This window comes from Actinomyces sp. zg328, assembly GCF_009829635.1.
GTDB lineage: Bacteria > Actinomycetota > Actinomycetes > Actinomycetales > Actinomycetaceae > Actinomyces > Actinomyces marmotae.
In genome coordinates, this window is the sequence record NZ_VWPE01000017.1 from 18,235 (window position 1) to 40,808 (window position 22,574).

General features: G+C 71.0%; 15 protein-coding genes, 2 tRNA genes and 1 other RNA gene. 6 read left to right on the plus strand and 12 right to left on the minus strand.

What is annotated here, in order from left to right:
* Positions 1–41: 41 nt before the first annotated feature.
* On the minus strand, positions 42–1,676 hold the full coding sequence (locus tag GVV75_RS07780) for an ABC transporter substrate-binding protein (RefSeq protein ID WP_159524119.1): 1,635 nt from the start codon (positions 1,674–1,676) through the stop codon (positions 42–44).
* Positions 1,677–1,904: 228 nt separating this feature from the next.
* Between GVV75_RS07780 and GVV75_RS07785 the strand changes: the two genes are divergently transcribed.
* Together GVV75_RS07785 and GVV75_RS07790 are read left to right on the plus strand one after the other, a co-directional pair.
* Positions 1,905–2,600, plus strand: a complete 696-nt coding sequence (locus tag GVV75_RS07785; RefSeq protein ID WP_175994125.1) for a FadR/GntR family transcriptional regulator — start codon at positions 1,905–1,907, stop codon at positions 2,598–2,600.
* A gap of 130 nt (positions 2,601–2,730) precedes the next feature.
* Complete coding sequence (locus GVV75_RS07790) at positions 2,731–4,704, plus strand: solute carrier family 23 protein (RefSeq protein WP_159814239.1); 1,974 nt, start codon at positions 2,731–2,733, stop codon at positions 4,702–4,704.
* A 206-nt stretch (positions 4,705–4,910) separates the two neighbouring features.
* Here GVV75_RS07790 and ssrA read toward each other — a convergent pair.
* The 5 genes from ssrA to ftsE all read right to left on the minus strand — a co-directional run bounded on the left by ssrA (position 4,911) and on the right by ftsE (position 8,982).
* Positions 4,911–5,281, minus strand: a transfer-messenger RNA (tmRNA) gene (gene ssrA / locus GVV75_RS07795).
* A gap of 119 nt (positions 5,282–5,400) precedes the next feature.
* Positions 5,401–5,943, minus strand: a complete 543-nt coding sequence (gene smpB / locus GVV75_RS07800) for an SsrA-binding protein SmpB (protein WP_159524142.1) — start codon at positions 5,941–5,943, stop codon at positions 5,401–5,403.
* A 135-nt stretch (positions 5,944–6,078) separates the two neighbouring features.
* Positions 6,079–7,359 carry a M23 family metallopeptidase gene (locus GVV75_RS10470; protein ID WP_159524121.1) on the minus strand — a complete coding sequence of 427 codons (1,281 nt, stop codon included), beginning with the start codon at positions 7,357–7,359 and terminating at the stop codon, positions 6,079–6,081.
* A gap of 3 nt (positions 7,360–7,362) precedes the next feature.
* Positions 7,363–8,280: a permease-like cell division protein FtsX gene (gene ftsX / locus GVV75_RS07810; protein WP_159524122.1), complete on the minus strand. Its 918-nt coding sequence runs from the start codon at positions 8,278–8,280 to the stop codon at positions 7,363–7,365.
* A gap of 12 nt (positions 8,281–8,292) precedes the next feature.
* Complete coding sequence (ftsE, locus tag GVV75_RS07815; RefSeq protein WP_159524123.1) at positions 8,293–8,982, minus strand: cell division ATP-binding protein FtsE; 690 nt, start codon at positions 8,980–8,982, stop codon at positions 8,293–8,295.
* Between the two features lie 202 nt (positions 8,983–9,184).
* On the opposite strand from ftsE, the gene GVV75_RS07820 reads away from it, so the two are divergent.
* A complete protein-coding gene (locus tag GVV75_RS07820; protein WP_159625883.1) occupies positions 9,185–9,724 on the plus strand; it encodes a TY-Chap domain-containing protein in 540 nt (179 codons plus the stop codon).
* A 48-nt stretch (positions 9,725–9,772) separates the two neighbouring features.
* On the opposite strand, the gene GVV75_RS07825 is transcribed toward GVV75_RS07820, so the two are convergent.
* From GVV75_RS07825 to GVV75_RS07840, 4 genes are all read right to left on the minus strand, one after another.
* On the minus strand, positions 9,773–10,399 hold the full coding sequence (locus GVV75_RS07825; protein WP_159814241.1) for a single-stranded DNA-binding protein: 627 nt from the start codon (positions 10,397–10,399) through the stop codon (positions 9,773–9,775).
* 163 nt (positions 10,400–10,562) lie between these two features.
* Positions 10,563–11,993 (minus strand): GTPase, encoded by a 1,431-nt coding sequence (locus GVV75_RS07830; RefSeq protein ID WP_159625985.1) that lies wholly within the window; start codon positions 11,991–11,993, stop codon positions 10,563–10,565.
* 59 nt (positions 11,994–12,052) lie between these two features.
* Positions 12,053–13,657: a GTPase domain-containing protein gene (locus GVV75_RS07835; protein ID WP_159524126.1), complete on the minus strand. Its 1,605-nt coding sequence runs from the start codon at positions 13,655–13,657 to the stop codon at positions 12,053–12,055.
* A 102-nt stretch (positions 13,658–13,759) separates the two neighbouring features.
* Positions 13,760–13,832 (minus strand) — tRNA-Arg (locus GVV75_RS07840).
* Between the two features lie 184 nt (positions 13,833–14,016).
* On the opposite strand from GVV75_RS07840, the gene GVV75_RS07845 reads away from it, so the two are divergent.
* Positions 14,017–17,037: an ATP-binding cassette domain-containing protein gene (locus GVV75_RS07845; RefSeq protein WP_159524127.1), complete on the plus strand. Its 3,021-nt coding sequence runs from the start codon at positions 14,017–14,019 to the stop codon at positions 17,035–17,037.
* 6 nt (positions 17,038–17,043) lie between these two features.
* Here the strand turns inward: GVV75_RS07845 and GVV75_RS07850 are convergent, their stop codons facing one another.
* Positions 17,044–19,698 carry a serine/threonine-protein kinase gene (locus tag GVV75_RS07850; RefSeq protein WP_159814243.1) on the minus strand — a complete coding sequence of 885 codons (2,655 nt, stop codon included), beginning with the start codon at positions 19,696–19,698 and terminating at the stop codon, positions 17,044–17,046.
* A gap of 141 nt (positions 19,699–19,839) precedes the next feature.
* On the opposite strand from GVV75_RS07850, the gene orn reads away from it, so the two are divergent.
* Both orn and GVV75_RS07860 read left to right on the plus strand, forming a co-directional pair.
* Positions 19,840–20,469 carry an oligoribonuclease gene (gene orn, locus GVV75_RS07855; RefSeq protein ID WP_159524144.1) on the plus strand — a complete coding sequence of 210 codons (630 nt, stop codon included), beginning with the start codon at positions 19,840–19,842 and terminating at the stop codon, positions 20,467–20,469.
* A gap of 150 nt (positions 20,470–20,619) precedes the next feature.
* A tRNA-His gene (locus GVV75_RS07860) sits at positions 20,620–20,695 on the plus strand.
* Positions 20,696–20,839: 144 nt separating this feature from the next.
* Here the strand turns inward: GVV75_RS07860 and cimA are convergent.
* Entirely contained in the window at positions 20,840–22,525 is a 1,686-nt protein-coding gene (gene cimA, locus GVV75_RS07865; protein ID WP_159814245.1) for a citramalate synthase, read from the minus strand.
* Positions 22,526–22,574: the final 49 nt, after the last annotated feature.

Consider the following 22,574-nt stretch of genomic DNA (forward strand, 5'->3'; position numbering starts at 1 on the left):
GGGAGCGCCGCGCGCGCCTCAGGCGGATGAGCCCACGGGCCTCAGCTCTTGTTCGAGCCGACCCCGATGAAGGACAGGCCGGTCAGAGTGATCGGCTTGAAGTTGACCAGGGTGTCGCCGTTCCAGGCCGTGGGAGTCTTGCGGTGGAAGAGCGGGTAGACCGGCACGGCCTCGGAGATGGCGTCGAAGACCTCCTGCCAGGCCTTGACCTGCTCATCACCGGTCTTCTGCACAGCGGCGTCCAGCATCTCCTGGACCTTGACCTGGGACTCCTGCCCCTTCCAGTGCATGCGCTTGTCGATCCAGGTGTCGCCGGAGTACCACCAGCGCAGGAGCAGGTCCGCGTCATTGCCGAACACCGAGGGGTCCCCGGGCGCGACGACGATGTCATAGGAGTCAGGGTCGCTGTCGATGGTGTTGTAGACCTCGGCGGACTTCTTCTCCTCATAGGTGACCGTCAGGCCCGCGGCCTCAAGGTTCTCCTTGATGATGGGGCGGACCGAGGAGAACCAGCCGTGGTCGGAGCACAGCAGGCGCACGGCCTTCAGGCCGGTCTCAGCCAGGAGGGCCTTGGCCTTCTCGGCGCCGCCCTTGGAGTAGTCCACCTTGGCAGCGCGGTAGGCGGGGTGCTCCTTGTGAACGAAGCAGGTGGCCGGGGTGGCCAGGCCGGCCATGCCGTTCTTGCAGATCGACACGTAGTCGAGGGCGTAGAGGATCGCCTGGCGGTTCTTGACGTCCTTCATGGCCTCGGAGCCGCAGTTGAACATCGCGAACAGGAGGCCGAAGCCCTGCTCGGCGCTGACCTTGACCGGGGCGGACATGGCGGTGATCTGGGCGGCGGGCACGGCGTCGATCGCCTGGACGGTGCCGTTGCTCATCGCGTTGGTGCGAGTGGTGTCGTCGGGCAGGATCTGCCAGGTCATGGACTTGGCCAGGGCGGGCTTGGAGCCGCTGTACTTGTCATTGCGCTCGAAGACGACGGTCTTGGACGCGGCGCCGTTGTCCTTCATGACGTAGGGGCCGGTGCCCACGGGCATCTGGTCGAAGGCCTTCGCGTCGGCCTCGACGGTGGCCTTCGGGACGACCTTGACCACGGCGATGCGCTCGGCGACCAGCGAGAAGGGGTACTTGAGCGTGAGAGTGACGGTCTTGTCGTCCTTCTTCTCCACCTTGTCGAGGAAGGGGAGGAAGGAGGCGTACAGCGACTTGTTGTCCGGGTTGAGGACCCGCTCGAAGGAGAAGACGACGTCCTCCGCGGTGACGGCGGTGCCGTTGGAGAAGACCGCGCCGTCGCGCAGGGCAACCTCGTAGCTCGTGTCGCTGACCTTGGTGGGCAGCGCGGCGCCGAGGGCCGGGTAGCACTCGCGGGTGGCGGGGTGGATCTCGGTCAGGCCCTCCATGGTGTGCCAGTTGGCGGCGATCGTCAGGGCCGACGTCGTCGTCATCGGGTCGTAGCCGTTGGTGCCGAGCTCGTAGGAGATGCCGGCGGTGATGACGCCGTCCTTGTTGGTCACCTCAACATCAGGGGCAGCCGAGGAGCCAGCGCCAGTGCTGGGCTTCTTGGCGGTCCCACCACCGCAGGCGGCGAGCGTCGCCGCAATGCCGGCGGCCATGCCCACGGTGGAGCTGATCTTGATGAAGTCGCGCCGGGAAGCGCGGGGAAGTGAAATCGCCATTGATGGACTCCTGAAGATCTGACGTCTCATGTCCGACGTAGGTAGGATGACTTTAACAGGTTCGGCCCGCTCCCAGCCAATCGTTGGCAGCGCCGTGTCAGAATCTCTATAAGATCCTGGTCACCGACGACCCGATCGCCGAACCGAAGAGCGAGAAAGTGAGGTGTGTCCCACGTGCCCTCGGGAAGAGCCCTGCGCAACACCTACGTCGCATTATCCCCGGCGCCGATGACCCAGGCGTCCACCGCGATGAGCGCGATCAAGGACTACATACTCTCGCACCACCTCCGACCGGGCGATCCGCTGCCCACGGAGTCCAAGCTGTGCGCCGACCTCGGCGTGTCGCGCTCCTCGGTGCGCGAAGCGGTCCGCACGCTCGTCGCCCTCGACATCGTGGAGGTCCGCCATGGTCAAGGCATGTTCGTTGGCCAGGTCTCCATGCGCCCGATGGTCGAGTCCCTCGTGTTCCGGGGCCTGCTGGCCCCGGGCGATGATTACGCGAGCCTGCGCGACGTCGTCGACGTGCGCATGACCCTGGACAGCGCGCTGGCCGACGACGTCGTCAAGGCGTGGAAGGGCCGCCCCGACCCCGTCCTCGACGGCTACATCGACGACATGGAGGAGCTCGCCGCCGAGGGCAAGACCTTCTCCGAGCAGGACCAGGCCTTCCACGCCCGGCTGCTGGAGCCCCTCGCCAACCACTTGTGGGCCCACCTCATCGACGCCTTCTGGGCCGTGCACACCCTGACAGTGCCGCTCATGGACGCGCCCGCCGCGGAGGACATCATCACCACGGCCAAGGCGCACCGCGAGATGCTTGAGGCCGCGCGAAGGGGCGACGTCGAGGCCTACCGCGAGGCGACCCACAAGCACTACGCCCCACTCGTCCTGGCCCTGAGCTCCCCCCGCCCGCCCCGGCCCTGAGTGCCCGGCCTCGGACGTTCCACCCCGGCGCCCTCAGCGCGGCCTGGCCGACGGGGCCGGTTTTCCCCCGCTGGCCGGGGCGGGACACAATGGCGCTGTTCTTGTCCCTCTCCGCACCCCGGGAGACCGCATGACGCAGGGCCGCACCACCCCAGCCACGCCTGCCAGGACCGTCGACCCGGTCGACGCCGTGCCGCCGATCGGCAGGCTCTCGATCCTCTCCGTCCAGCACGTGCTCGCCTTCTACGCGGGCGCCGTCGTCGTCCCCCTGGTGATCTCCTCCGGCCTCCACCTGGATGCCGCGACCACCATCCATCTCATCAACGCAGACCTCTTCACCTGCGGCATCGCCACGATCATCCAGTCGGCGGGCCTGGGGCCCAGGATCGGCGTGCGGCTGCCCCTCATCCAGGGCGTGACCTTCACGGCGGTCTCCCCCCTCATCGCGATCGGCTTGACGGCCTCCGGGGGCCAGGGCGGGAACGCGGGCCTGGCCGCGATGTATGGCTCGATCATCGCCGCCGGCATCCTCACCTTCCTCGCGGCGCCCTGGTTCGCCCGCCTGCTGAGGTTCTTCCCGCCGGTGGTCACCGGCACGCTGCTGACCGTCATGGGCACGACCCTCATGAGCGTGTCCGCGGGTGACATCGTCTCCTGGGGCGCGAGCGCCCCCGAGGGCTCCACCGACGCGCAGGTCGCGGCCCTGACGATCAAGGGCCTGCTCTACGCCCTGGGGACGCTGGGCGTCATCCTCCTCGTGCAGCGGGTCTTCAAGGGCTTCATGGCCACCATCGCCGTCCTCGTGGGCCTCGTCGCCGCCACGGCGGCGGCCCTGGCGCTGGGAGACGCGGACTTCTCCGGGGTGGCCGCCGCGGCGCCGGTGGGCCTGACCTCCCCCTTCTTCTTCGGCATCCCGCAATTCTCCCTGGCCGGCATCGTGTCCATGGCCATCGTCATGGCGGTGACCGCCGTGGAGACCACCGGCGACGTCTTCGCCACCGGGGAGGTGGTCGGCAAGCGGATCACGCCGCGCCACATCGCCAACGCGCTGCGCGCCGATGGGCTGTCCACGCTCCTGGGCGGCATCTTCAACTCCTTCCCCTACACCTGCTTCGCCCAGAACGTCGGGCTCGTGCGCCTGACCCAGGTGAGGTCGCGGTGGGTCGTCACCGCGGCGGGCGGGCTCATGATCCTCCTGGGCCTGCTGCCCAAGGCGGGGGCCGTCGTCGCGGCGATCCCCTCCCCCGTCATCGGTGGGGCGTCGCTGGCCATGTTCGCCTCCGTGGCCGTCGTGGGCATCCAGACGCTCTCCAAGGTGGACATGCACGACAACCGCAACGCGGTCATCGTCTCCTCCTCCATCGGCCTGGCCCTCCTGGTGACCTTCAAGCCCGACCTGGCGGGATTGATGCCGTCCTGGCTCGCGATCCTCTTCGGCTCGGGCGTGACCATCGGCTCGATCACCGCCATCGTCCTCAACCTGCTGTTCTTCCACGTGGGGCGCCAGGCCGGCCCGGATGTGGCGCGCCTGGACGGGCGCCCGGTCAACCTGGAGGAGGTCAACTCCATGGACCGCGAGCGATTCGTGGCGGCCTTCTCCCCCATGCACGCTGGCGTCACCTGGCCCGCCGAGCGGGTGTGGGAGGGCCTCCCCTACGAGTCCACCGCGCGACTGCGCGGAGCCTTCCAGGACGTCGTGCTGTCCGCCAACGGCGTGGAGCAGGCCGCCCTGACCGCCAACTACCGGGACATCGTCGACCTCATCCTCGGTCAGGGCGCCGAGGATGATCCCCAGGCAGGGCTCGACACGGCCTCGCTGGCCCTGGGCGAGTTCAACGACGCCGAGGCCGCCGAGCTGCGGGCGCTGTCCGAGGCCTACCACGATCGCTTCGACCGCCCGCTGGTCATGTGCGTGGAGCGCCTGGCCGACCGCTCCCAGCTCATCTCCCGGGGCTGGAACCGCGTCGAGGCCTCCCCCGAGCGCGAGGCCCGCACGACGATCAGCGAGATCGTCGACATCGCCGATGAGCGCTTCGACGCCATGATCGCCGACGCCAACCCCGTGCGCAGTGCCTGGGCCCGCAAGTTCGAGCAATTGGACTGACGCTCCCTCGCGCCCCACATACCGCCTCAGCCCGGCGTTGCGCCCTCGCGCCCCACATACCGCCTCAGCCCGGCGTTGCGCCCTCATCCTCGCAGTTTGAGGGCGCAACGCCGGGCCGAGACGGTTTCTGCGGGGTGAGGGCGCAGGAGCTCGCGCGCGAGCAAGCCGATGGCCCCCGCACCAGGCGGTGCGGGGGCCATCAGGATGGGTGGAGATGCGGGGAATCGAACCCCGGTCCGACGGGCATGCAACAGGACTTCTCCGGGCGCAGCTCGCTAGTGATTTTCTCGGCCCCGGCGTCTCACGCGAGCAAGGACGCCGACGGGCTCAGTCGATGAGGAGTCCCGAGGAACCTACCGACACGGTTCCTCAGCAGTGGCTCCCTAGATGACGCCAGGAACCGGGGCGGAAGCAGTCCCCGGGCTGACGGACTTCGAGGCTCGCTCAGGCGGCGAGGGCGAAGTCGGTGCGAGTGTTATCGGCACCTATAGGTTCGCGCAGAGCGTTGACGAGATGACTGCGCATCCTCGACCCGCTTCTCCTGAACCCATGACCGTCGTCGAAACCGATCATCCCCTATGGAGTTGCACCGCCGACGAGCCCACTGGGCACGCCCACGGCGGCCCCCCACCATAGCAGGCCATCCATGACGCGGTCCAGATCGGCCACGGGCCGGACCGCCCGGAGTCCCAGTGCTCAGCCCCGGCGCCGGTTGGCCGCCGCCATGGCGCGCTGCGCCTCGCGGTTGTCCTGCGCCTCGCGCAGCGCCTGCCGCTTGTCCCAGTCCTGCTTGCCCCGCGCCAGGGCGATCTCGAGCTTCGCCCGGCCACCGAGGAAGTACAGTTCCAGCGGGACGATGGTGAAGCCCTTCGCGGCCACGCGCGCGGCGAGCTTGGCGAGCTCGGCGCGGTGCAGGAGGAGTTTGCGCTTGCGGCGTGGGGCGTGGTTGTTCCACGTGCCCTGGAGGTATTCGGGGATGTGAGCGCCCTGCAGCCAGGCCTCGCCGTTGCGGTCGATCTCGATCCAGGCCTCGGTCAGTGAGGCCCGCCCCATGCGCAGGGCCTTGACCTCCGTGCCGGTCAGCGCCAGTCCCGCCTCGTAGCGGTCCTCGATGAAGTAGTCGTGACGGGCCTTCTTGTTGCGGGCGATCGTCTTGTGGGCGTCCGAGGCGGCCTTGGCGCGCTCGCCCGGTGTCGGCTTCTTGGGCTTGCCCTGCCCCGCCCTGCCCGATGAGGCCATGGTCGTCTCCCTCCGGTTCACGATGCGATCTCCGCGCCGCCGGGCCCTGGCGGGCTCCGGTGGCGCGCGCGGCGCGCGGACTGGACAGTCTACTCGCCGCACGGGGCCCCTCGCGCTGGGGGCTCCGCCCCGGGCTCAGAAGCCGGGCAGTGTCATGGGATCGATGTACACGCCGTCCCGCGCGACCTGGAAGTGGACGTGCGGGCCCGTCGCGTAACCCGTGGAACCGGTGTAGCCGACGACGTCGCCACGGCTGACGTACTGGCCGTCCGCGATCGCCCGCCCAGACAGGTGGCACAGGGTGATGACATAGGAGTGCCCGTCGATGTAGCCGGCGTTGATGTCGACGCCGATCCCGCAGGACGGGGAGTCCCAGTAGGTGGCCGTTCCCGACACGGAGGCGTACTGCGGAGTGCCCGCGGCGGCGGCGAAGTCCGTTCCCTGGTGCCCCACGCCGACCCCGGTGACGGGGTGGATGCGGTACCCGAAGGGCGAGGTGACGACGAGCGGCCCGGAGATCGGGTGGCCAATGTATCCCGCTCCCAGGGAGTCCGCGGCGATGGAGTCCGAGGAGACTCCCGTCTGACCGGCGGCGTAGGCGGCCCGGTTCTTGGCGTCGATCTGCGCGATCTTGGCCGCGGCAGCATCGGCGTCCTTGGCGGCCTGGGCCTGCTGGGCCTCGAGGTCGGTCTTGCGGGCCTCCAGGTCGGAAGCGGCCTTGGCCTTGAGGGCCGCCAGGGTGGAGACGTTGTCCCGCTTGGTCTTGGCGTCATCGCGCGCGGCCTGGGCGGCGGTGGCGGCGGCGTCGGCATCCGCCTTGAGGGTGGCGACACGGCTGGTGGCGGCATCCTGGCGCGCCTTGCGGTTGGCGTCCTGGGCCCGCTTGGCCTCGGCGGCCGACAGCACCGACTCCTGGATGCCGGAGGCGATCTGCAACGTCTCGGCGCGCGAACTGAGCTCCTCGGCGGAGCCCGACTCCAGGACATAGGTCAGGGAGGTCACCGAGGTATCGCCCTGGTAGGCGGACACGACGAGTTGGGCCACGGAGCCGGAGGTCTCATCGGCGGCGGACTGCGAGGCGGAGGCCTCCGCGGTGATCCGCTCAAGGACGCTCTCGGCGATCGCGAGGCGATCGGCGGCGGTCTTCTTCTCGCGCTCCTTCTCCTTCAGGGTCGTCTCCGAGGTCTTCAGCTCGGTCTCAGCGTTCGTCAGGCTGGTCTGGGCGTTCTGCAAGTCGATGTAGGCCTGCCCCAGGTCGGCGGAGACCCCCTCCAGGGAGGAGGCGAGCTCGGCCTGCTTGCGCTGCGCCTCGTTTTGCTCATCGACGGCGTCGGACCGGTCATCGGCCAGGGCGGAGGATATGGGAGTCAGGCACAGGGCGGCTGCGAGGAGGATGGGGAGGCTCCGGCGGGACACGGCTCACACCCTCGTGTACTTCGACAGGGAGACGGCGGAGGAGATCGCGGCCAGCGCGACCGCGGCCAGGATGAGCCAGGGGGCGATGTAGAGAACATCGCTGGTGCGGATGAAGGCGCTGGTGAAGGTCACGGAGCGGCTCAGCCAGTGCTCGACGATGTAGTGCACGCCCAGCCACAGGGCGCCGATGGACATCAGCGCCCCGATGAGCGCCGCGATGACGCCCTCCAGGATGAAGGGCAACTGGATGAAGAGGTTGGAGGCGCCCACGAGCCGCATGATGCTCGTCTCCTTGGAGCGGCTCATCGCGGACAGGCGGATCGTCGTGGAGATGAGGAGGACCGCCGCCAGGGCCATGATCGCCGCCAGACCCCCGGTGATCCAGGTGGCGCGGTTCATCACCAGGAAGAGGGGCTCCAGGGTGGAGCGCTGGTCGACGACGCGCTCGACGCCATCGCGCCCGGTGAACTGCTCGGAAACCACCTGGTACTTCTCGGGGTCGTTGAGCTTGACGCGGAAGGAGATCGGCATCATCTCCTCCGTGGCGGTGCGCCCGATGGGGGAGTTCCCGTAGGCCTTCTTGAACTTGGCGTAGGCCTCAGCCTTCGTCTCGATCGTGTAGTCCTTAACGTAGGAGGACAGCGCCTGGGAGCCCAAGAGCTGCTCGACGGCGTCGATCTGCGCCTGCGTGGCCTCACCGCCGACGCACTCGGGGCGGGCTGAAGAGGGCGGGCACATGTAGACGCTGACCTGGACCTTGTCGTACCACTCCCCCTTCATGGTCGAGATCTGGGACTGCAAAAGAGCGGCAGAGCCGACGAACAGCAGGGAGACGAACGAGACGAGGATGACCGAGATCGTCATGGCGACGTTGCGGGACAGCCCCTTGAAGGTCTCAGCGGTGATCAGGCGGAATCTCATCAGTGGTCCTCCTCAGCGGTCCGAGCCGTAGACGCCGCGGTCCTGGTCGCGCACGACCTTGCCGCTCTTGAGCTCGATCACCCGCTTGCGCATCTGATCGACGATCTCATCATCGTGGGTGGCCATGACCACCGTGGTCCCCTGCCGGTTGATCCGGTCCAGGAGGCGCATGATGCCCACGGAGGTCGAGGGGTCGAGGTTGCCGGTGGGCTCATCGGCCAGGAGGAGCTTGGGACGATTGACCATGGCCCGGGCGATGGCGACGCGCTGCTGCTCGCCGCCGGAGAGTTCGTGGGGCAGGCGCCTCTCCTTGCCGGACAGGCCGACGAGCTTGAGCGCCTCGGGCACGGCGGTGCGGATGTAGTGGCTCGGCTTGCCGATGACCTGGGCCGCCAGGGCGATGTTCTCGGCGACCGGCTTGGTCTCCAGCAGCCGGAAGTCCTGGAAGACGAAGCCCATCTCGCGGCGCAGCTGGGGGACCTTCCAGGTGGAGATCTGGGAGAGGTCCCGTCCCAGCGCGTGCACCGCCCCTGAGGTGGGGCGCTCCTCGCGCAGGGTCAGGCGCAGGAAGGTGGACTTCCCGGAGCCGGAGGCGCCCACGAGGAACACGAACTCGCCGCGCTCGATCTCGATGTCGACATCGTCGAGCGCGGGACGGGCCCCTCGTTTGTAGACCTTGGAGACGTGGTCAAATCGGATCATCGGTGGATCGCTCCTGGCAGGCACAGGCGCCAACGCGCGCCGGTCAGAGCCACGGTACGCACGGTGAGAGCGAATCCAGCCCGTGACACGCCCGGGCGCGAGCAAGGCGACAACCCTGTGACGCGCGCCTGCCTCGCCCAGCGCTGCCCCATCATCCTCGCGGCCGGACGGCCACCGGCCCCTCTCCCGATACCCTGGTCCCATGAACGAGCAGGAGGCGCTTCGCGCCGCGAGCGATTCCTTCGCCTCGGTGGTGGACCACGGCTCATGGGCGCGCTTCACGCCGTCCCTGGCCCCCTTCCTGGCGACGCTGAGCGGGGGCGCGGCCCAGGACGGGCTCTCCCCCAGTGGTCTCGACGCCCGGGCGGGGCTGATGATCCTGCTCACCGCTCCCGCGCCGGCCGCCGCTCAGGACGCCCTCGGCCGGCGCCGGGGGCTGCGCGCGATCCTGTCCTCTCGGGGCCGGCCCGAGGTGTCCCCGGAGCCGCCTGGGATGATCGTCCTCGGGCGCGGTGGCGGAGTCGAGGTGGACCTGCCGATCGTCGATGAGGTGGGAAGGTTCCTCCTCGACGACGCGATGCGCCAGGGGCTGGGCGCTCTGGGATGGGAGTCCGACGGGGAGGTCATGCGCCAGGCCTTCGACGACGCCGCCCGGGCCGCCGAGGTGATGACGCGCGCCCTCATCGAGGTGCTTCGGGTGGCGCACCCGGCGGACCTCGACCATCTCGTCGCCCGGGCCTGAGACGCCCCGGCGAGGGCGCCGACCGCGAGCGCCCGACCACGAGCGCCCCTACCCCTCTTCTTGGACCGCCTCGTCATCGACGACGACGTAGGCCGGCCCCGCCGACCGTCCGGGACGCTCGGCCGGCACCTCCCAGTGGTCCGCCGGTAACGGCGCGGGCGCCGCAGGCCCCGGGGCGGCGGCCTGCGCTCCCGCCGCCGGCTCGGCCGCGTCCGCCGATCCCGCGCTGGCGGCGCCCGGCGTCGTCGCGCTCGACGGGCTCGCGGGGGTCGTAGCGCCGTCGGAGAGCTCATTGCCGTTCTCATCACGGCGGACGCGGGCGAAGCGGGTGAAGCCGCGGTTGAGGTCATGGCCGACAGCGGTAAGGCTGAGCACGTTGGTGATGATGACGCCCTTGCCTGAGTCCCACGCCTCCTGGGTCATGCGTCCGGCGAGGAGGACGGGGTCCCCCTTGCGCAGGGCCTCAGCGGCGTTGATCGCCAGGCTCCCCCAGCACTTCGCGGTGAACCACATGGTGGGGTCGTCAACCCATTGGCCTGAGCGCGTGCGGTGGCGGGTGGTGGTGGCGACTCGGAAGCGGCAGTAGGCCAGGCGCCGCTCATCGCTCCCGGAGAACGTGAGAACGGGGTTCGTGCCCAGGGTGCCCTGGATGGTGAGGTCGAGCTGGTGCGTCATGATGACTCCTGTGGGTGGGGATCCGGCCGGGCGCCGGTTCCCTCCCACAGTGCCCGAGGCGGCTGCGCCATGGGCCGACGGGCCCCCAGGCGGGCCCGCTCGGGTGGCGCCGCGACGCCTGTGGTTCCCCGCGCCGGGCGCCTGGGAACTCAGACGCGCGCGCTCAGACGCGCAGGGCCTCGCGCAGCTCCCGGTGCCGGGCGAGCACGCCCTGCGCGGGCGTGGTCAGCCCCCGGGCGGCGACGACGGCGAGCCTCTCGCGCACCCGGTCCGCGTAGTCGTTGGCCTCCTGGTCGGCGCGCGCGATGCGGCGGGCCCCCGACCAGAGGAACAGCAGCGCGCCTATGACGAGCAGGGAGATGGGGATGAGGAAGTTGCCGCCCTGAGCGATCATGAGGCCGCCCCAGGCGAGCCCCAGCAGCGTGGCGATGAGGCCGCCCCACCAGCCGAGCTCGATGATCGGCGAGCGGCGCCCGGGCAGGCGGATGGAGCCGACCGCCTCAGCGGTCTGGGCGGCCAGGGCCTCCGGGCTCATGACCTCGGCGTCGACGCTGCGCAGCCAGGCGGCGGGCAGGCCCTCGGTGGTGCGGCGCATCCACGTGGTGCGGATGGCGGTCACGGCTGGGCGGGAGGGGGCCTCCGGGCGGGCCAGGGCCCGCGGCAGCGGCCGCGCCAGTCCCTCGCGGATGGAGGCCTCCACGGCGCGCGCGCCCGAGGCGTGGATGAGGGCGTCCACCGCGGCGGCCTCGTGCTCGGGCGAGGTGCCCACGGGGTGGGCCGCGGCGCACGGGCGCAGGCGCAGGCAGATGGCGTCGAGCTCGGCGGAGGCGGTGCGCGCGGCGTTGGACTCGCGGGAGACCCTGTCGATGAGGATGTCGCGGACCTGGGTGAGGTTGTCGCCGCGGACCGCCGAGACGGGGATGACCCGGACCTCGTGGAGCCCATCGGAGTCCAGGAGGGAGCGGATGTCCCTCAGGAGGCGCTCCTGCCCGCCGGGGGGCAGAGTGTCGACCTGGTTGACGAGCAGCAGCATGTCCTCCTGGCGGGCGCCCAGGCCCCGCAGGTAGCCCTCGTGGAGGGCGGCGTCGGCGTACTTCTGGGGATCGACCACCCACACGAGCACGTCGGCCAGGGGCACGAGCCGGTCCACCTGGAGGGCGTGCTCGGTGGTCACCGAGTCGTAGTCGGGGACGTCGAGCAGGACGAGACCGGCGAGCTCGTCCTCGTCGTCGGCGTCGAGGAGGGACTCGCGGCGGATGCGGCGCTCGTCGTTGACGCCCAGGAAATCCAGCAGGGCGATGGCGTCATCGCCCCAGGTGCAGGCCGCCGACTCCGAGGTGGTGGGGCGGCGGGCGCCCACATCGGCGAACTGCAGCCCGGACAGCGCGTTGAAGAGGGAGGACTTCCCCGATCCGGTGCCTCCCAGGAGGGCGACGACGGTGTGGTCCACGCCCAGGACGAGCCGCTCGCCGACTTCCTCGAGGCTGGTTCGCGCGGGCAGGGCGAGGGAGGCGGAGACCTCCATCGGGCAGGAGTCGATGGCCGCGCGCAGACGGTGGAGCCGCGCGTCGAGATGGGCGGCGTCGAGCACCATCGGGGAGTCCTCCTGGGCGGTGGAGGCGGTGCGGGGCTGATCAGGCTGAGGAGAAGTGGTCATGCGGTCGCTCCAGGGCGGGTGAAGGGCGTGAGCTCACCCGAGCGCAGGCGCAGCGCCGCGGCGAGCGCGGGGTCGGGGGCGAGTCCGAGGGCTGTCCCGGGGGGAGCCACGCGCGCCAGGGCGGCGTCGAACGTGGTGATCAGGGAGGCGCGCGCGGAGTTCACGGCGTCGGCCAGGCGGAGCCTGTCAGTGGCTCCTCGCGAGCCCTCGACGCCTGCGGCGGCCGCGATGATCAGATCGCCGAGCGCCGTCCCGCGCAGGCCGCGAGCAGAGGCCCCCGGGTCGGCGCGGACGGCGTCGGCCCATTCGGCGATGAGCGCCTCGGAGTCGGGGACAGCCGGCAGGAGGCGCCCAGCGGGCTCCTCCGCCCCGGCCTCGGCCCAGATCCGCTGGACGTCGTCGGCCAGGGAGATAAGGGCGGCCTCAAGGCGCGAGGCCAGGGCCGACTGGGAGTCGGAGGCGAGCTTGGCCAGGGCCTCCGCCCGGGCCTTGGCGGCGCGCCCGATCAGGCCCCAGGGCAGGCGCGATCCCGTGGCCAGGGGGGCGAGCGGGGCGCCGGAGGACGCCAGGGTGACCCACCGGGTAGTGGGCGCGCCCTCACCGATCTCCCCGCGCTCCAGGTCCGAGCGGATCTCGGCGCCGGGGTCGACGAGCAGCGCGGCGGTGGCCTCCTCCAGGCGCTTGGCGGCGTCGTCCTGGACATCGACGGCGTCGGCCAAGGCGGCCAGGTCGTTCTTGAGAGCGGACCACAGGCCGCGGCCGCCGCGGCGCACGAGGCCGGCGGCGCGATGCCGCCCGGCCAGGAGCCGCAGCCAGTCACGGATCTCACCGACGGCGTCCTCGGAAAGGAGGCCCTCGTGCGGGCCGGCGTCGGGGATGACAAAGAAGGGGGCCTCGGCCAGTCCGATCTGGTCCAGGCGGGTCATCAGGTCCCTGCGCACCTCCGGTAGGACGTCGGCGCGCACGCGGTTGAGGACGATCGCGATGGGCATCTTCCGCTCAGCGGCGGCCTCCAGCGTGGTCCACGGCGTCTGGTCCCCGTAGCGGGCGGCGGTGGTCACGAACAGCCAGAGGTCGGCCGATTCCAGGAGGCGCGCGGCCAAGACCCTGTTGGACTCGTGGACCGAGTCCAGGTCAGAGGCGTCCACGAGGGCCAGGCCGGCGGGCACCGCCTCGGACTCCTGGATCTCGCACACGCTGGCGAGGGAGTGGTCGCTGAGTGACTCGCGGTCCTCGGGGTTGACCACGAGGACCGGGGTGCGCGTCGTCGGGCGCAGGACCCCGGCGACGGAGACCTCCGCCCCGAGCACGGAGTTGACGAGGGTGGACTTGCCGGCGCCGGTGGAGCCGCCGACGACGACGATCGCCGGGACCTCCGCGTCGGCGATGCGGGGCAGGACGTGGTCACGGATCTGGCAGATGAGGCTGTGGCGCAGACGGCGAGCGGCCTCCGTCTCGGAAGCGCCCAGCGCCAGATCGAGCCGCTCAAGGTCGCCAACGGTGCTGTTGAGCACCTCGATGAGCTGGGCGCGGCTGAGCGCCGAGGAGGGCAGGGCTTCCCCATGGGGTGCTGGGGATGCCGACGGGGCGGTAGGGGGCATGATCCAACAATATGGGAACAGGGCTGATCGCGCTTGACCAACCCGGCGCGGCGATGCCCCCATCCGGGCCCAGGACCCCGGAAAACGGCGTTACTCCAACGGTGCCCCCACCCGGACTCGAACCGGGAACCTGCGGATTAGAAGGCCGATGCTCTATCCATTGAGCTATGGAGGCTCGCGCCGGGTCGCCCGACGCTGAATCCAGCCTACGCCACGCCGTGTCCCGATCCCGACCACCCGGTATCGTGGCGTGGGGAGTCGGCGCCAGGCTGAGGCGGCTCACCGCGGCGGTCCCGCAGCGCTCCGGCCTCCCGCCCCAGTCCTCGCGTGAACCAGTCTGCCCGTCCGGAAGGATCGCCGTGCCACCCATCGCGCTCGTCGTTCAGTCACTGTCCTCCCATGCCCCGGCGGAGCCCAAGACCTTCACCGAGCCGTTCCGGGTGGGCCGCACGCCCGACTGCCAGGTCCAGGTCAACCACCCGCTGGTCTCGCGCCACCACCTCATCGTGCGCCCCGAGCCCGCCGGCTGGTACGTGCTGTGCGAGGGCCGCAACGGGATGCTGGTCGACGGCATGCCGGTACGAGAGGCCCTCATCACTCATGGCACGCGCATCCAGCTCGGCGACGCCTCCGGGCCGGCGATCGCGATGACCCCCGTGGGCGGGCCCGTCGCCCCACCCGGGGCTCCCGGCGCGCCCCAGGCGGCGATGCCGATGGGGTCACCGCCCGGCCAGCCGATGATGCCCCCGATGGGGGCGCCCGCGGGGCCGCCCGCCGGAGGGCCCGGGCAGCCCTTCGCCCAGCCGCCCGTCAGTCCTCCGCCCGGGCAGTACCAGCCCGCGGCGGGGCGGCCCCTCTGGCAGCAGGGCCCCCCAGGGGCGGCAGGCGCTTCTGCGCCCACGGGGCCGGCTGGGGCGCCGGGTCAGCCCGCCCCTGACGCCGATGGCGCCGCGGGAGCCACCCAGGCCCCCGGCCCGCGGCGGCCCCCCGCGGTCCAGGAACCCTCGCCGCGGGACTCGGGTCAGACAATGGCCCGCTCCGATCCCCGCCCCGCCCCGCCTAAGAGCCGCCCCGATCGGCCCGAGGAGGGGGCCCGGGACGCCGGAGCCTCCGGGGGTCCCTTAGCCCCGGGCGCCTCGGCGCCCTCCGCGGATGCTCCCAGCCGCGCCACGGCCGTGGGCTCCCCCGACACACGCAGCGCGGAGACGCTCCTGGGCGCTCCCCCGGCGCCGCGCGCCGGGGCCCCGGCCGGGCCCATGCCCCCGGCCGCCTCGCCGGGCGAGGACGTGGATCGCATGAGAGCGCCCGTGCGCCGCCAGACGATCCAGGCCTTCCGCATCACAGCGGCCGGGACGATCGGCCGCGCGCCGGACAACGCCCTCGTCCTCGACGACCCGCTCGTCTCCAAGCACCACGCCAGGATCGAGCCGACGCCGCAGGGCATCCTCATCACGGACCTGGGCTCGACGAACGGAATCTACCTGGGCCCCCAGAGGGTGCCGCGCGTCCTGGTGACGCGGCCGAGCATCGTGGGTATCGGCGCGACGTTCATCGCGGTCAATCCCGATGGCACCTGCGAGGTGCAGGTCAACGCGGGCACCGGCGGCGAGCTCATCGGCCAGGACCTCGTCTTCGAGGTCAACGGCGGGGACCTGCGCCTCCTCGACGGCGTGTCCTTCTCCCTGCCCGGCAACGAACTGCTCGCCGTCGTCGGCCCCTCCGGGGCGGGCAAGTCCACCCTGCTCAAGGCCCTCACCGGCGAGCAGAAGGCCCAGCACGGCCAGGTGCTCTTCGACGGGATCGACGTCTACGACCACTACCCGATCATGCGCAACAAGATCGGCGTGGTCCCCCAGAACGACGTCATCCACCAGGCGCTCACCGTCCAGCAGACGATGGACTACGCCGCCGAGCTCCGCTTCGCCAAGGACGTGTCCAAGGAGGAGCGCAGGCGCAGGATCGCCGAGGTCCTCGAGGATCTCGACCTGACCCAGCACGTGGACAAGCGGGTCAAGAAGCTCTCCGGAGGCCAGCGCAAGCGGGTGTCGACGGCGATCGAGTTGCTCACCCGCCCCTCACTGCTGTTCCTCGACGAGCCGACGTCGGGCCTCGACCCCCAGCTCGACCGCGACGTCATGGACCTGCTCGCGAGTCTCGCGCACGGCACCCGGCCGGGTGACACGGGGCGCACGGTCGTCGTGGTCACGCACAACGAGAACCACATCGACAGGGCGGACAAGGTCCTCATCCTGGCCGCCGGCGGCAAGCCCGTCTACTACGGCCCGCCCCAGCAGATCCTGACCCACTTCCGGCAGCGTCACGCCGAGCTCACCAGCCAGGGCAGGCTCAAGCTCTACGCGCCCAAGGGCGACTTCACCGATCCGCCTGCGATCGACGGGTTCGCGGATGTGTACGCGCTCATCCGCAACCACACCCCCGAGCTCAGGCAGTACCTCGAAGCGACCGTGCCCTCGACGCGCCGCGGCGGCGCTCCCGCCAAGGAGCGGGAGGTGGACGCCTCCACGAAGCGGATCCCCAAGCAGTCGGCGCTGCGGCAGATGTCCACCCTGGTGCGCAGACACTTGCGCATCATCGCGGCAGACCCCTCCTACCTCGTGTTCATGCTGGCGCTGCCCGTGGTCATGGGACTGCTGACCAAAGCGATCCCAGGCAGCGACGGCTTCTCCACCCCGGTGATCCCCGAGCCCACCGCCGAGCAGCCATGCGTCTACTACTCCAACCAGGTGCTGCAACTGCTCGTGATCCTGGTGACGGGCGCGGCGTTCTCCGGGATGTCGGTGACAATCCGCGAGCTCATCGGGGAGAGGGACGTGTTCTTGCGCGAGAAGGCGGTCGGCCTGCGCTCGGGCTCCTACCTGCTGGCCAAGACGATCGTGCTCGCGCTCATCGTCACCATTCAAGTCAGCCTCATGGTGGGGATCTCCCTGGCGCTCAACAAGGCCCCCTCCGAGGCGATCCTCCTGGGGAATCCGGGGCTCGAATTGGCCATGGGCCTGTGGGCGGTGGCCTTCGCCTCCGGCCTGCTGGGCCTGGCGGTGTCCGCCTTCGTGTCCAGTTCCGAGCAGGTCATGCCGGTACTCGTGGTCTCGATCATGGCGCAGCTCGTCCTGTCCGGCGGCATCATTCCCGTGACGGGCAAGGCGGTCTTCGAGCAGCTCTCCTGGGTCATGCCCTCGCGCTGGGGCTTCGCGATGACGGCGGGGACGGTGGATCTCAACACCATCAACCCGCTGCGCAGCGATGAGCTGTGGGATCACGCCTCCGGGCAATGGCTCGCGAACCTCGGCGTGCTGGGGGCCATTCTCGTCGTCGCGTTGACCGTGTGCTACGTCGGGCTGTGGCGCCGGGGCCGCCGCTGAACTACCTCAGCCGTTGGCGCGGTAGAGGACGTACTCGCCTTTCAAGACGGATTTGGCGTGCCAGATGAGGAAGAGGTCGCGCAGGCCGGCTGGATCGATGCCCGCCGCCCGGACCGCTGATCCATCCGCCGCGGCGCCCCGGCCGGGCACCGCGGCCCAGTCGCCGGGCACGCGCCACAACTCGGCACCGGTCGATGGGTCGTAGGCCCCGAGGATGTCGTCCTTGTCCGGAGCGCCTGAGCCCGATCCACCGAGTTGGACGAGGATCGCCTTGTCCCCGGCGGTCCAGCCAACGGGGTTGATGCGGCATTTGTCGCTCACCTCCTTGGGAGGGATGGACAGCGAGGTGCCGCCGACTACCGCCGTGCAGGCCTCGGAATCGACGGTGACCACATCCATGCGCTCCGCCCCCGCCACGAGGGTCTTGCCGTCAGAATTGGGCTCCTGGAGGCTCGGGAGCCTCATGGATCCCTCAAGATCGATCTCGCCGCCCTGGATCCCCTCCTCGCCTGCCCGCTGGAGGATCTCCAGGAGGCGCTTGGGCGTGACGGGGCCGGAGAGCGCCCAGGAGCTCCTGCCGGGGTCGGTGACGGTGCCGACGCTGTTGCCAGCCGAGTCGTAGACCGTGCAGTTGCTTCGATCGCACTGGTAGACGGTCTGCGGCCCGGCGTCGATCCCGATGCCCCCCGGCTGCGGATTGCGGCCGTCGAAATCCGATGAGTCGCCCGAGGAGCTGCTCACGATCCGCTTCCCGGTGGCCGAGTCGAGGACCACCGTCTGCTGCGACCACGAGTCGTAGGCCTCGATGAAGCCATCGCGGATGATCGCCTTCCGATACTCGCCGCGCACGGTCCACACCGTGTTCCCGGCGCTGTCCAGGGCCATGAGGTTGCCCTGATACCCGCCACCGTGGATGATCGCCCGCGTCCCATCGGAGCCGATGGGGGTCTGGTCCTTGGACAGGGGGGAGGTGCTCTCCGTCGCCGTCCCGTCAGCGGCGAGGGACACCAGGACGGATGCGCTCGCGCCGTTCCTCCGGCAGATCACCTGGCGCTCGGTCCAAAACGCGACCGCACTGTCGCATTCCCCCGTCCAGGCGGCCCCCTGGGACGAGGAGGCCAGGTCGTAGAGGGAGAACGTGTTGTACTTGCCCGCCCCACCGGTCTTGGCGAGCATCACCGATCCCTCAGGGGACAGCCGGATCTCGCCGTCGGCGTCCTTGAACTCACGTTGGGAGTCGGCGCCGCTGCCCGCGGTGATACCCGATGTCCAGCCCATGGCCGACCGCCCCTCGGCCCCCGTGCCGCCGTGGAGCCACCACCACGCCCCGCCCGCGGCCAGTGAGAGGACGAGGAGGACGGCCAGGGCGCCGAGCACCGCCTTGCGGCGCCGTCCGCGGGGAGGGGCGGCGCCGTCGAGCGCCGGCCCCGGCGGCGAGTAGGCCGCGGCGGGCAGTGAGGGGCTCCCCAGGCCTCCCCCGGGCCACCCCTGGCCGGGGCCCGCGGCGGCGCCCGCTCCGCCCGGCATGACGGCGGTGGCGGGCACGGTCCCCGCCGAACTCATGAGCGTGGCCTGCTGGGCGCCGTCAGAGGCCGCTCCCCCACCCGCCGCGGCGGGGCCCGCCGCCTCCTCCCAGCCGTAGGGCGTGACCGAAGGCATGGTCGGAGGCGGGGAGGTGAGGGCCGCCGTGGCCGGCAGGCCCTGGAGCGCCGGGACCATCTGCTCCAAGCTCTCCGCGACCCGCAGCATCGTGGGGCGGTGGTCGGGGCGCTTGGCAAGCATGGAGGCGATGAGGCTCCACAGGCTGTCCGGGATGCCCGCGGGGCGGCCCGGGTCACGCTGGGCGTGCTGGGCGAGCACCTGGACGGGCTGACCCACATAGGGCGGGACGCCACAGGCGAGCTCGTACAGGACGATGCCCAGGGCATAGACGTCCGCAGCGGGGGCGGGCTGGGCGCCCGCGATCGTCTCCGGCGCCATGTAGAGGGGCGTTCCGACGGCGCCAGTTCCGGTGACCGTGGCCAGCGACTCGCAGATGCGGGCGATCCCGAAGTCCGCGATCCTGGGGATCGGGGCGCTGATGCCGCCGTCGCCCCAGGTGGTCACCGCAGAGGAGGTCATCGTGGCGGCAGCGGCGTCGGTGGGCACCTGGGCGGGTGACGGCTCGGCCGGGGAGGCGTGCCGCCCGGGTCGCGCGCCGGCCTGCCAATCCTCCAACAGGATGTTGGCGGGCTTGATGTCCCTGTGAACCACGCCGGCGGCGTGCACGGCGACGAGGCCCTCGGCGATCCGAGCCCCCAGGCGGGCGAGCGCGGCGGGCGGCAGGGGGCCGGTGGACATGACCGCCTCGCGCAGGTCCGGCCCCGGCACATAGTCCATGACGATCGCGAAGGTCGTGCCCTCGACCACCATGTCCCGCACCGCGATGACGTAGGGCGAGTGAACGCGCATGAGGGTGGCGCGCTCGCGCACGAAGCGCTCGACGACGCTGGGGTCGTCGATGAGATCGGAGCGCAGGATCTTGACCGCCAGCGGCGTCGCGGCGCCGTCGGCCTCCTCGGTCCTGCTGGCGAGCCACACCTCCCCCTGGGCGCCGTGCCCGATCCGCTCTTTGAGCAAGTAGGAACTGCCAAGGGGACGCGGCTCATCGAGGGATGTCATCGAGGAACTCCGTGATCTGCGGGGAGAGGGGTGGCGCTAAGACCGAATCTACGTCAGGCGGCGGGCCGATGGGGAGACATTGACGGTGGCGGGCTCCGGGGGCGACCGGCCGGACTAGACTGCTGGCCCGTGAGCCGACAGATGACAACCTCGGATCCCCTGGTGTGGATCGACTGCGAGATGACTGGCCTTGACCTGGGCGCCGACGCGCTCATCGAGGTCGCCGTGGTGGTGACCGATTACGAGCTCAAGCCGCTCGGGGAGGGGATCGACGTCGTCATCAAGCCGCCGGCGGCGGCCCTGGAGCAGATGAACGACTTCGTGCGCGGCATGCACACCTCCTCCGGCCTGCTGGACGAGCTTGAGCAGGGGCTGACAATGGCCGAGGCGCAGCAGGCAGTGCTCGACCATGTCCGCTCCCTCGCTCCCACGGCCCGCACGGCGCAGCTCGCGGGCAATTCGGTGGGCACGGACAAGGCCTTCCTCGCGCGCGACATGCCCGAACTCATCGACTACCTGCACTACCGGGTGGTGGACGTCTCCTCCATCAAGGAGTTGGCCAAGCGCTGGTACCCGCGCGCCTACTTCCAGTCCCCGGAGAAGAACGGCGGGCACCGCGCGCTCGCGGACATCCTGGAGTCCATCGACGAGCTGCGCTACTACCGCGCGGTGCTGTTCCCCGACGGCGAGGGACCGTCCTCGGATGATTGCCGGGCCATCGCCGCCCAGATCCTCGCCAACCCGACGACGGCGGCCGGCAGCCAGGCCTGAGCCGGGCGGAACGCGGGTCGGCGAGCAGCCGGGGGCGCAGGCCCGGGCCGCGGCGTGACGCAGTCCACGGCCCCCGGTTTGCCGGAGCTCCGAGCGAGCCGATACAGTACCGATTCGTTGCGGTCCTGCTCATCGCGGGAACTGCGCATGGTGGCTGTAGCTCAGTTGGCAGAGCGCTTGGTTGTGGTCCAGGAGGTCGCGGGTTCAAGCCCCGTCAGCCACCCCAGAGGGCGATGGGCCATGGCGAGGTTTGAGGATCCCTTTCCCTGGCGCTTCCCCGGCGCGATACCAGATCCTCTATTACCGCGGGTCAGAGGCCCGCGTCCGCCCGTGCGCTGAGAATGCCGGCGCCCTCAGGCTGGCCCTCCTCTCAGCGCGGGCTGACGCCGGCTCGGATCAGCCCCACCACATGCCCGTCGGTGAGGGCCTCCCAGGTGGCCTCGACGATGTCCGTGCCCACACCCACTGTGGACCAGGTGCGCTCGCCATCGGTGAGGTCGATAAGCACTCGGATGATCGCGCGCGTGCCCCGCTCGGCGTCGAGGATCCGCACCTTGTAGTCGGTCAACTCGAAGGCCCGGATCTCCGGGTACACCTGCGCCAGCGCATCGCACAGGGCGGCGTCGAGGGCGTTGACCGGGCCATTGCCCTCCCCCAGCACCGCGAAGCGCCTCCCGCCCGCGCGCAGGCGCACCGTGGCCTCCGCCTGGGTGTGGGTGGAGCCGTCCACCGGCAGGAGGCGATCCGCCCCCACCGGGACGGCGCGCACCGAGGCCTGCCAGGACTCCACGCGGAAGTAGTCGGGCGGTTCCCCCAGCGCGTGGCGCAGCAGCAGCTCGAAGGAGCCGTCCGCGGCGTCGTAGGCGTAGCCGACGGCCTCCCGGGCCTTAACCTCCTCGGCCACCCTGCCCAGGACGTCGCCCTGCCCCGAGGCGTCGATGCCCAGCTCGCGGGCTTTGAGCTCGATCGAGGCGCGCCCCGCCATCTCCGAGACGAGCATGCTCATCGTGTTGCCCACGCGGGCGGGGTCGACGTGCTGGTAGAGGTCGGGATCCACGCGGATCGCCGAGGCGTGCAGGCCCGCCTTGTGGGCGAAGGCCCTGGCCCCCGTGTAGGCCTGCCGAGTGGAGGGGGCGCGGTTGGCGATCTCCCCCACGGAGCGCGACACGCGCGAGAGCTCGGATAAGCGCCGCGCCCGCTCGGCCTCATCTCCCGGAAGCGCGGTGAAGCGGGTCTTGAGTTCCAGGTTCGCGATGATGGTCAGCAGTTCGGCGTTCCCAGTGCGCTCCCCCATGCCGTTGACGCAGCCCTGCACCTGGCGGGCTCCGGCCTCCACCGCCGCCATCGCGCCGGCCACGGCCAAGCCCGAGTCGTCATGGGTGTGGATGCCGACGACGCAGTCTGGGTGCCCGGCGACGTCCAGGGCCCGGCGCAGGCGGGCGACAGAGTCCGCGATGGCGCCCGGGAGGGCGCCGCCATTGGTGTCGCAGGCGATGACGGCACTGGCGCCGGCGCGGGCCGCCGCCAAGGCCACCTCGATCCCGTAGGGCTGGCCATCGGCGTCCCGTCGCAGGCCGTCGAAGAAGTGCTCCAGGTCGACCATCGTCTCCCGGCTCGCCCCCACCAGGAGGGCCGTCGAATCGGCGACCATGCGCAGGTTCTCCTCGCGCGTCGCGCGCAGGGCCCGCTCGACGTGCCTCGGGTCGGACTTCGCCACCAGGGTGATCGTCTCGGCCCCGCTGTCCAGGAGCGCGCGCAGGCCAGAATCCTCGGCGGCGCGGGCGCCCGGGCGGCGGGTGGCGCCGAAGGCCACGAGCCGCGCGGTGGCCAGGTCCAACTCCCGGGCCCGCGCGAAGAGCGCGGTGTCCTTGGGGATGGCTCCGGGCCAGCCAGCCTCGATGTAGGCCGCGCCGAGCTCATCGAGGAGGGCGATGATGGCGAGCTTGTCCCCCACGGTGAAGGAGACGCCCTGCTGCTGGGCGCCGTCGCGAAGCGTCGTGTCATAGATGGCGACGGCGTCGCCACCGGCGGGCAGGGTCGCGCCATCGGCTCCCATGGCGCCTCCTTCATCGATCGTCGGCCAGAGGACCGGCCGTCGGGACGGC

Coding starts and splice junctions, on each gene's coding strand:
- ftsX (WP_159524122.1), bottom strand. CDS start 8,280: ATGAGATTCCGCCTGATCACCGCTGAGACCTTCAAGGGGCTGTCCCGC.
- GVV75_RS07835 (WP_159524126.1), bottom strand. CDS start 13,657: ATGCCCCCTACCGCCCCGTCGGCATCCCCAGCACCCCATGGGGAAGCC.
- GVV75_RS07830 (WP_159625985.1), bottom strand. CDS start 11,993: ATGGTGCTCGACGCCGCCCATCTCGACGCGCGGCTCCACCGTCTGCGC.
- ftsE (WP_159524123.1), bottom strand. CDS start 8,982: ATGATCCGATTTGACCACGTCTCCAAGGTCTACAAACGAGGGGCCCGT.
- GVV75_RS07790 (WP_159814239.1), top strand. CDS start 2,731: ATGACGCAGGGCCGCACCACCCCAGCCACGCCTGCCAGGACCGTCGAC.
- cimA (WP_159814245.1), bottom strand. CDS start 22,525: ATGGGAGCCGATGGCGCGACCCTGCCCGCCGGTGGCGACGCCGTCGCC.
- GVV75_RS07825 (WP_159814241.1), bottom strand. CDS start 10,399: ATGACGCACCAGCTCGACCTCACCATCCAGGGCACCCTGGGCACGAAC.
- smpB (WP_159524142.1), bottom strand. CDS start 5,943: ATGGCCTCATCGGGCAGGGCGGGGCAGGGCAAGCCCAAGAAGCCGACA.
- GVV75_RS07780 (WP_159524119.1), bottom strand. CDS start 1,676: ATGGCGATTTCACTTCCCCGCGCTTCCCGGCGCGACTTCATCAAGATC.
- GVV75_RS07820 (WP_159625883.1), top strand. CDS start 9,185: ATGAACGAGCAGGAGGCGCTTCGCGCCGCGAGCGATTCCTTCGCCTCG.
- orn (WP_159524144.1), top strand. CDS start 19,840: ATGACAACCTCGGATCCCCTGGTGTGGATCGACTGCGAGATGACTGGC.
- GVV75_RS07785 (WP_175994125.1), top strand. CDS start 1,905: ATGACCCAGGCGTCCACCGCGATGAGCGCGATCAAGGACTACATACTC.
- GVV75_RS07850 (WP_159814243.1), bottom strand. CDS start 19,698: ATGACATCCCTCGATGAGCCGCGTCCCCTTGGCAGTTCCTACTTGCTC.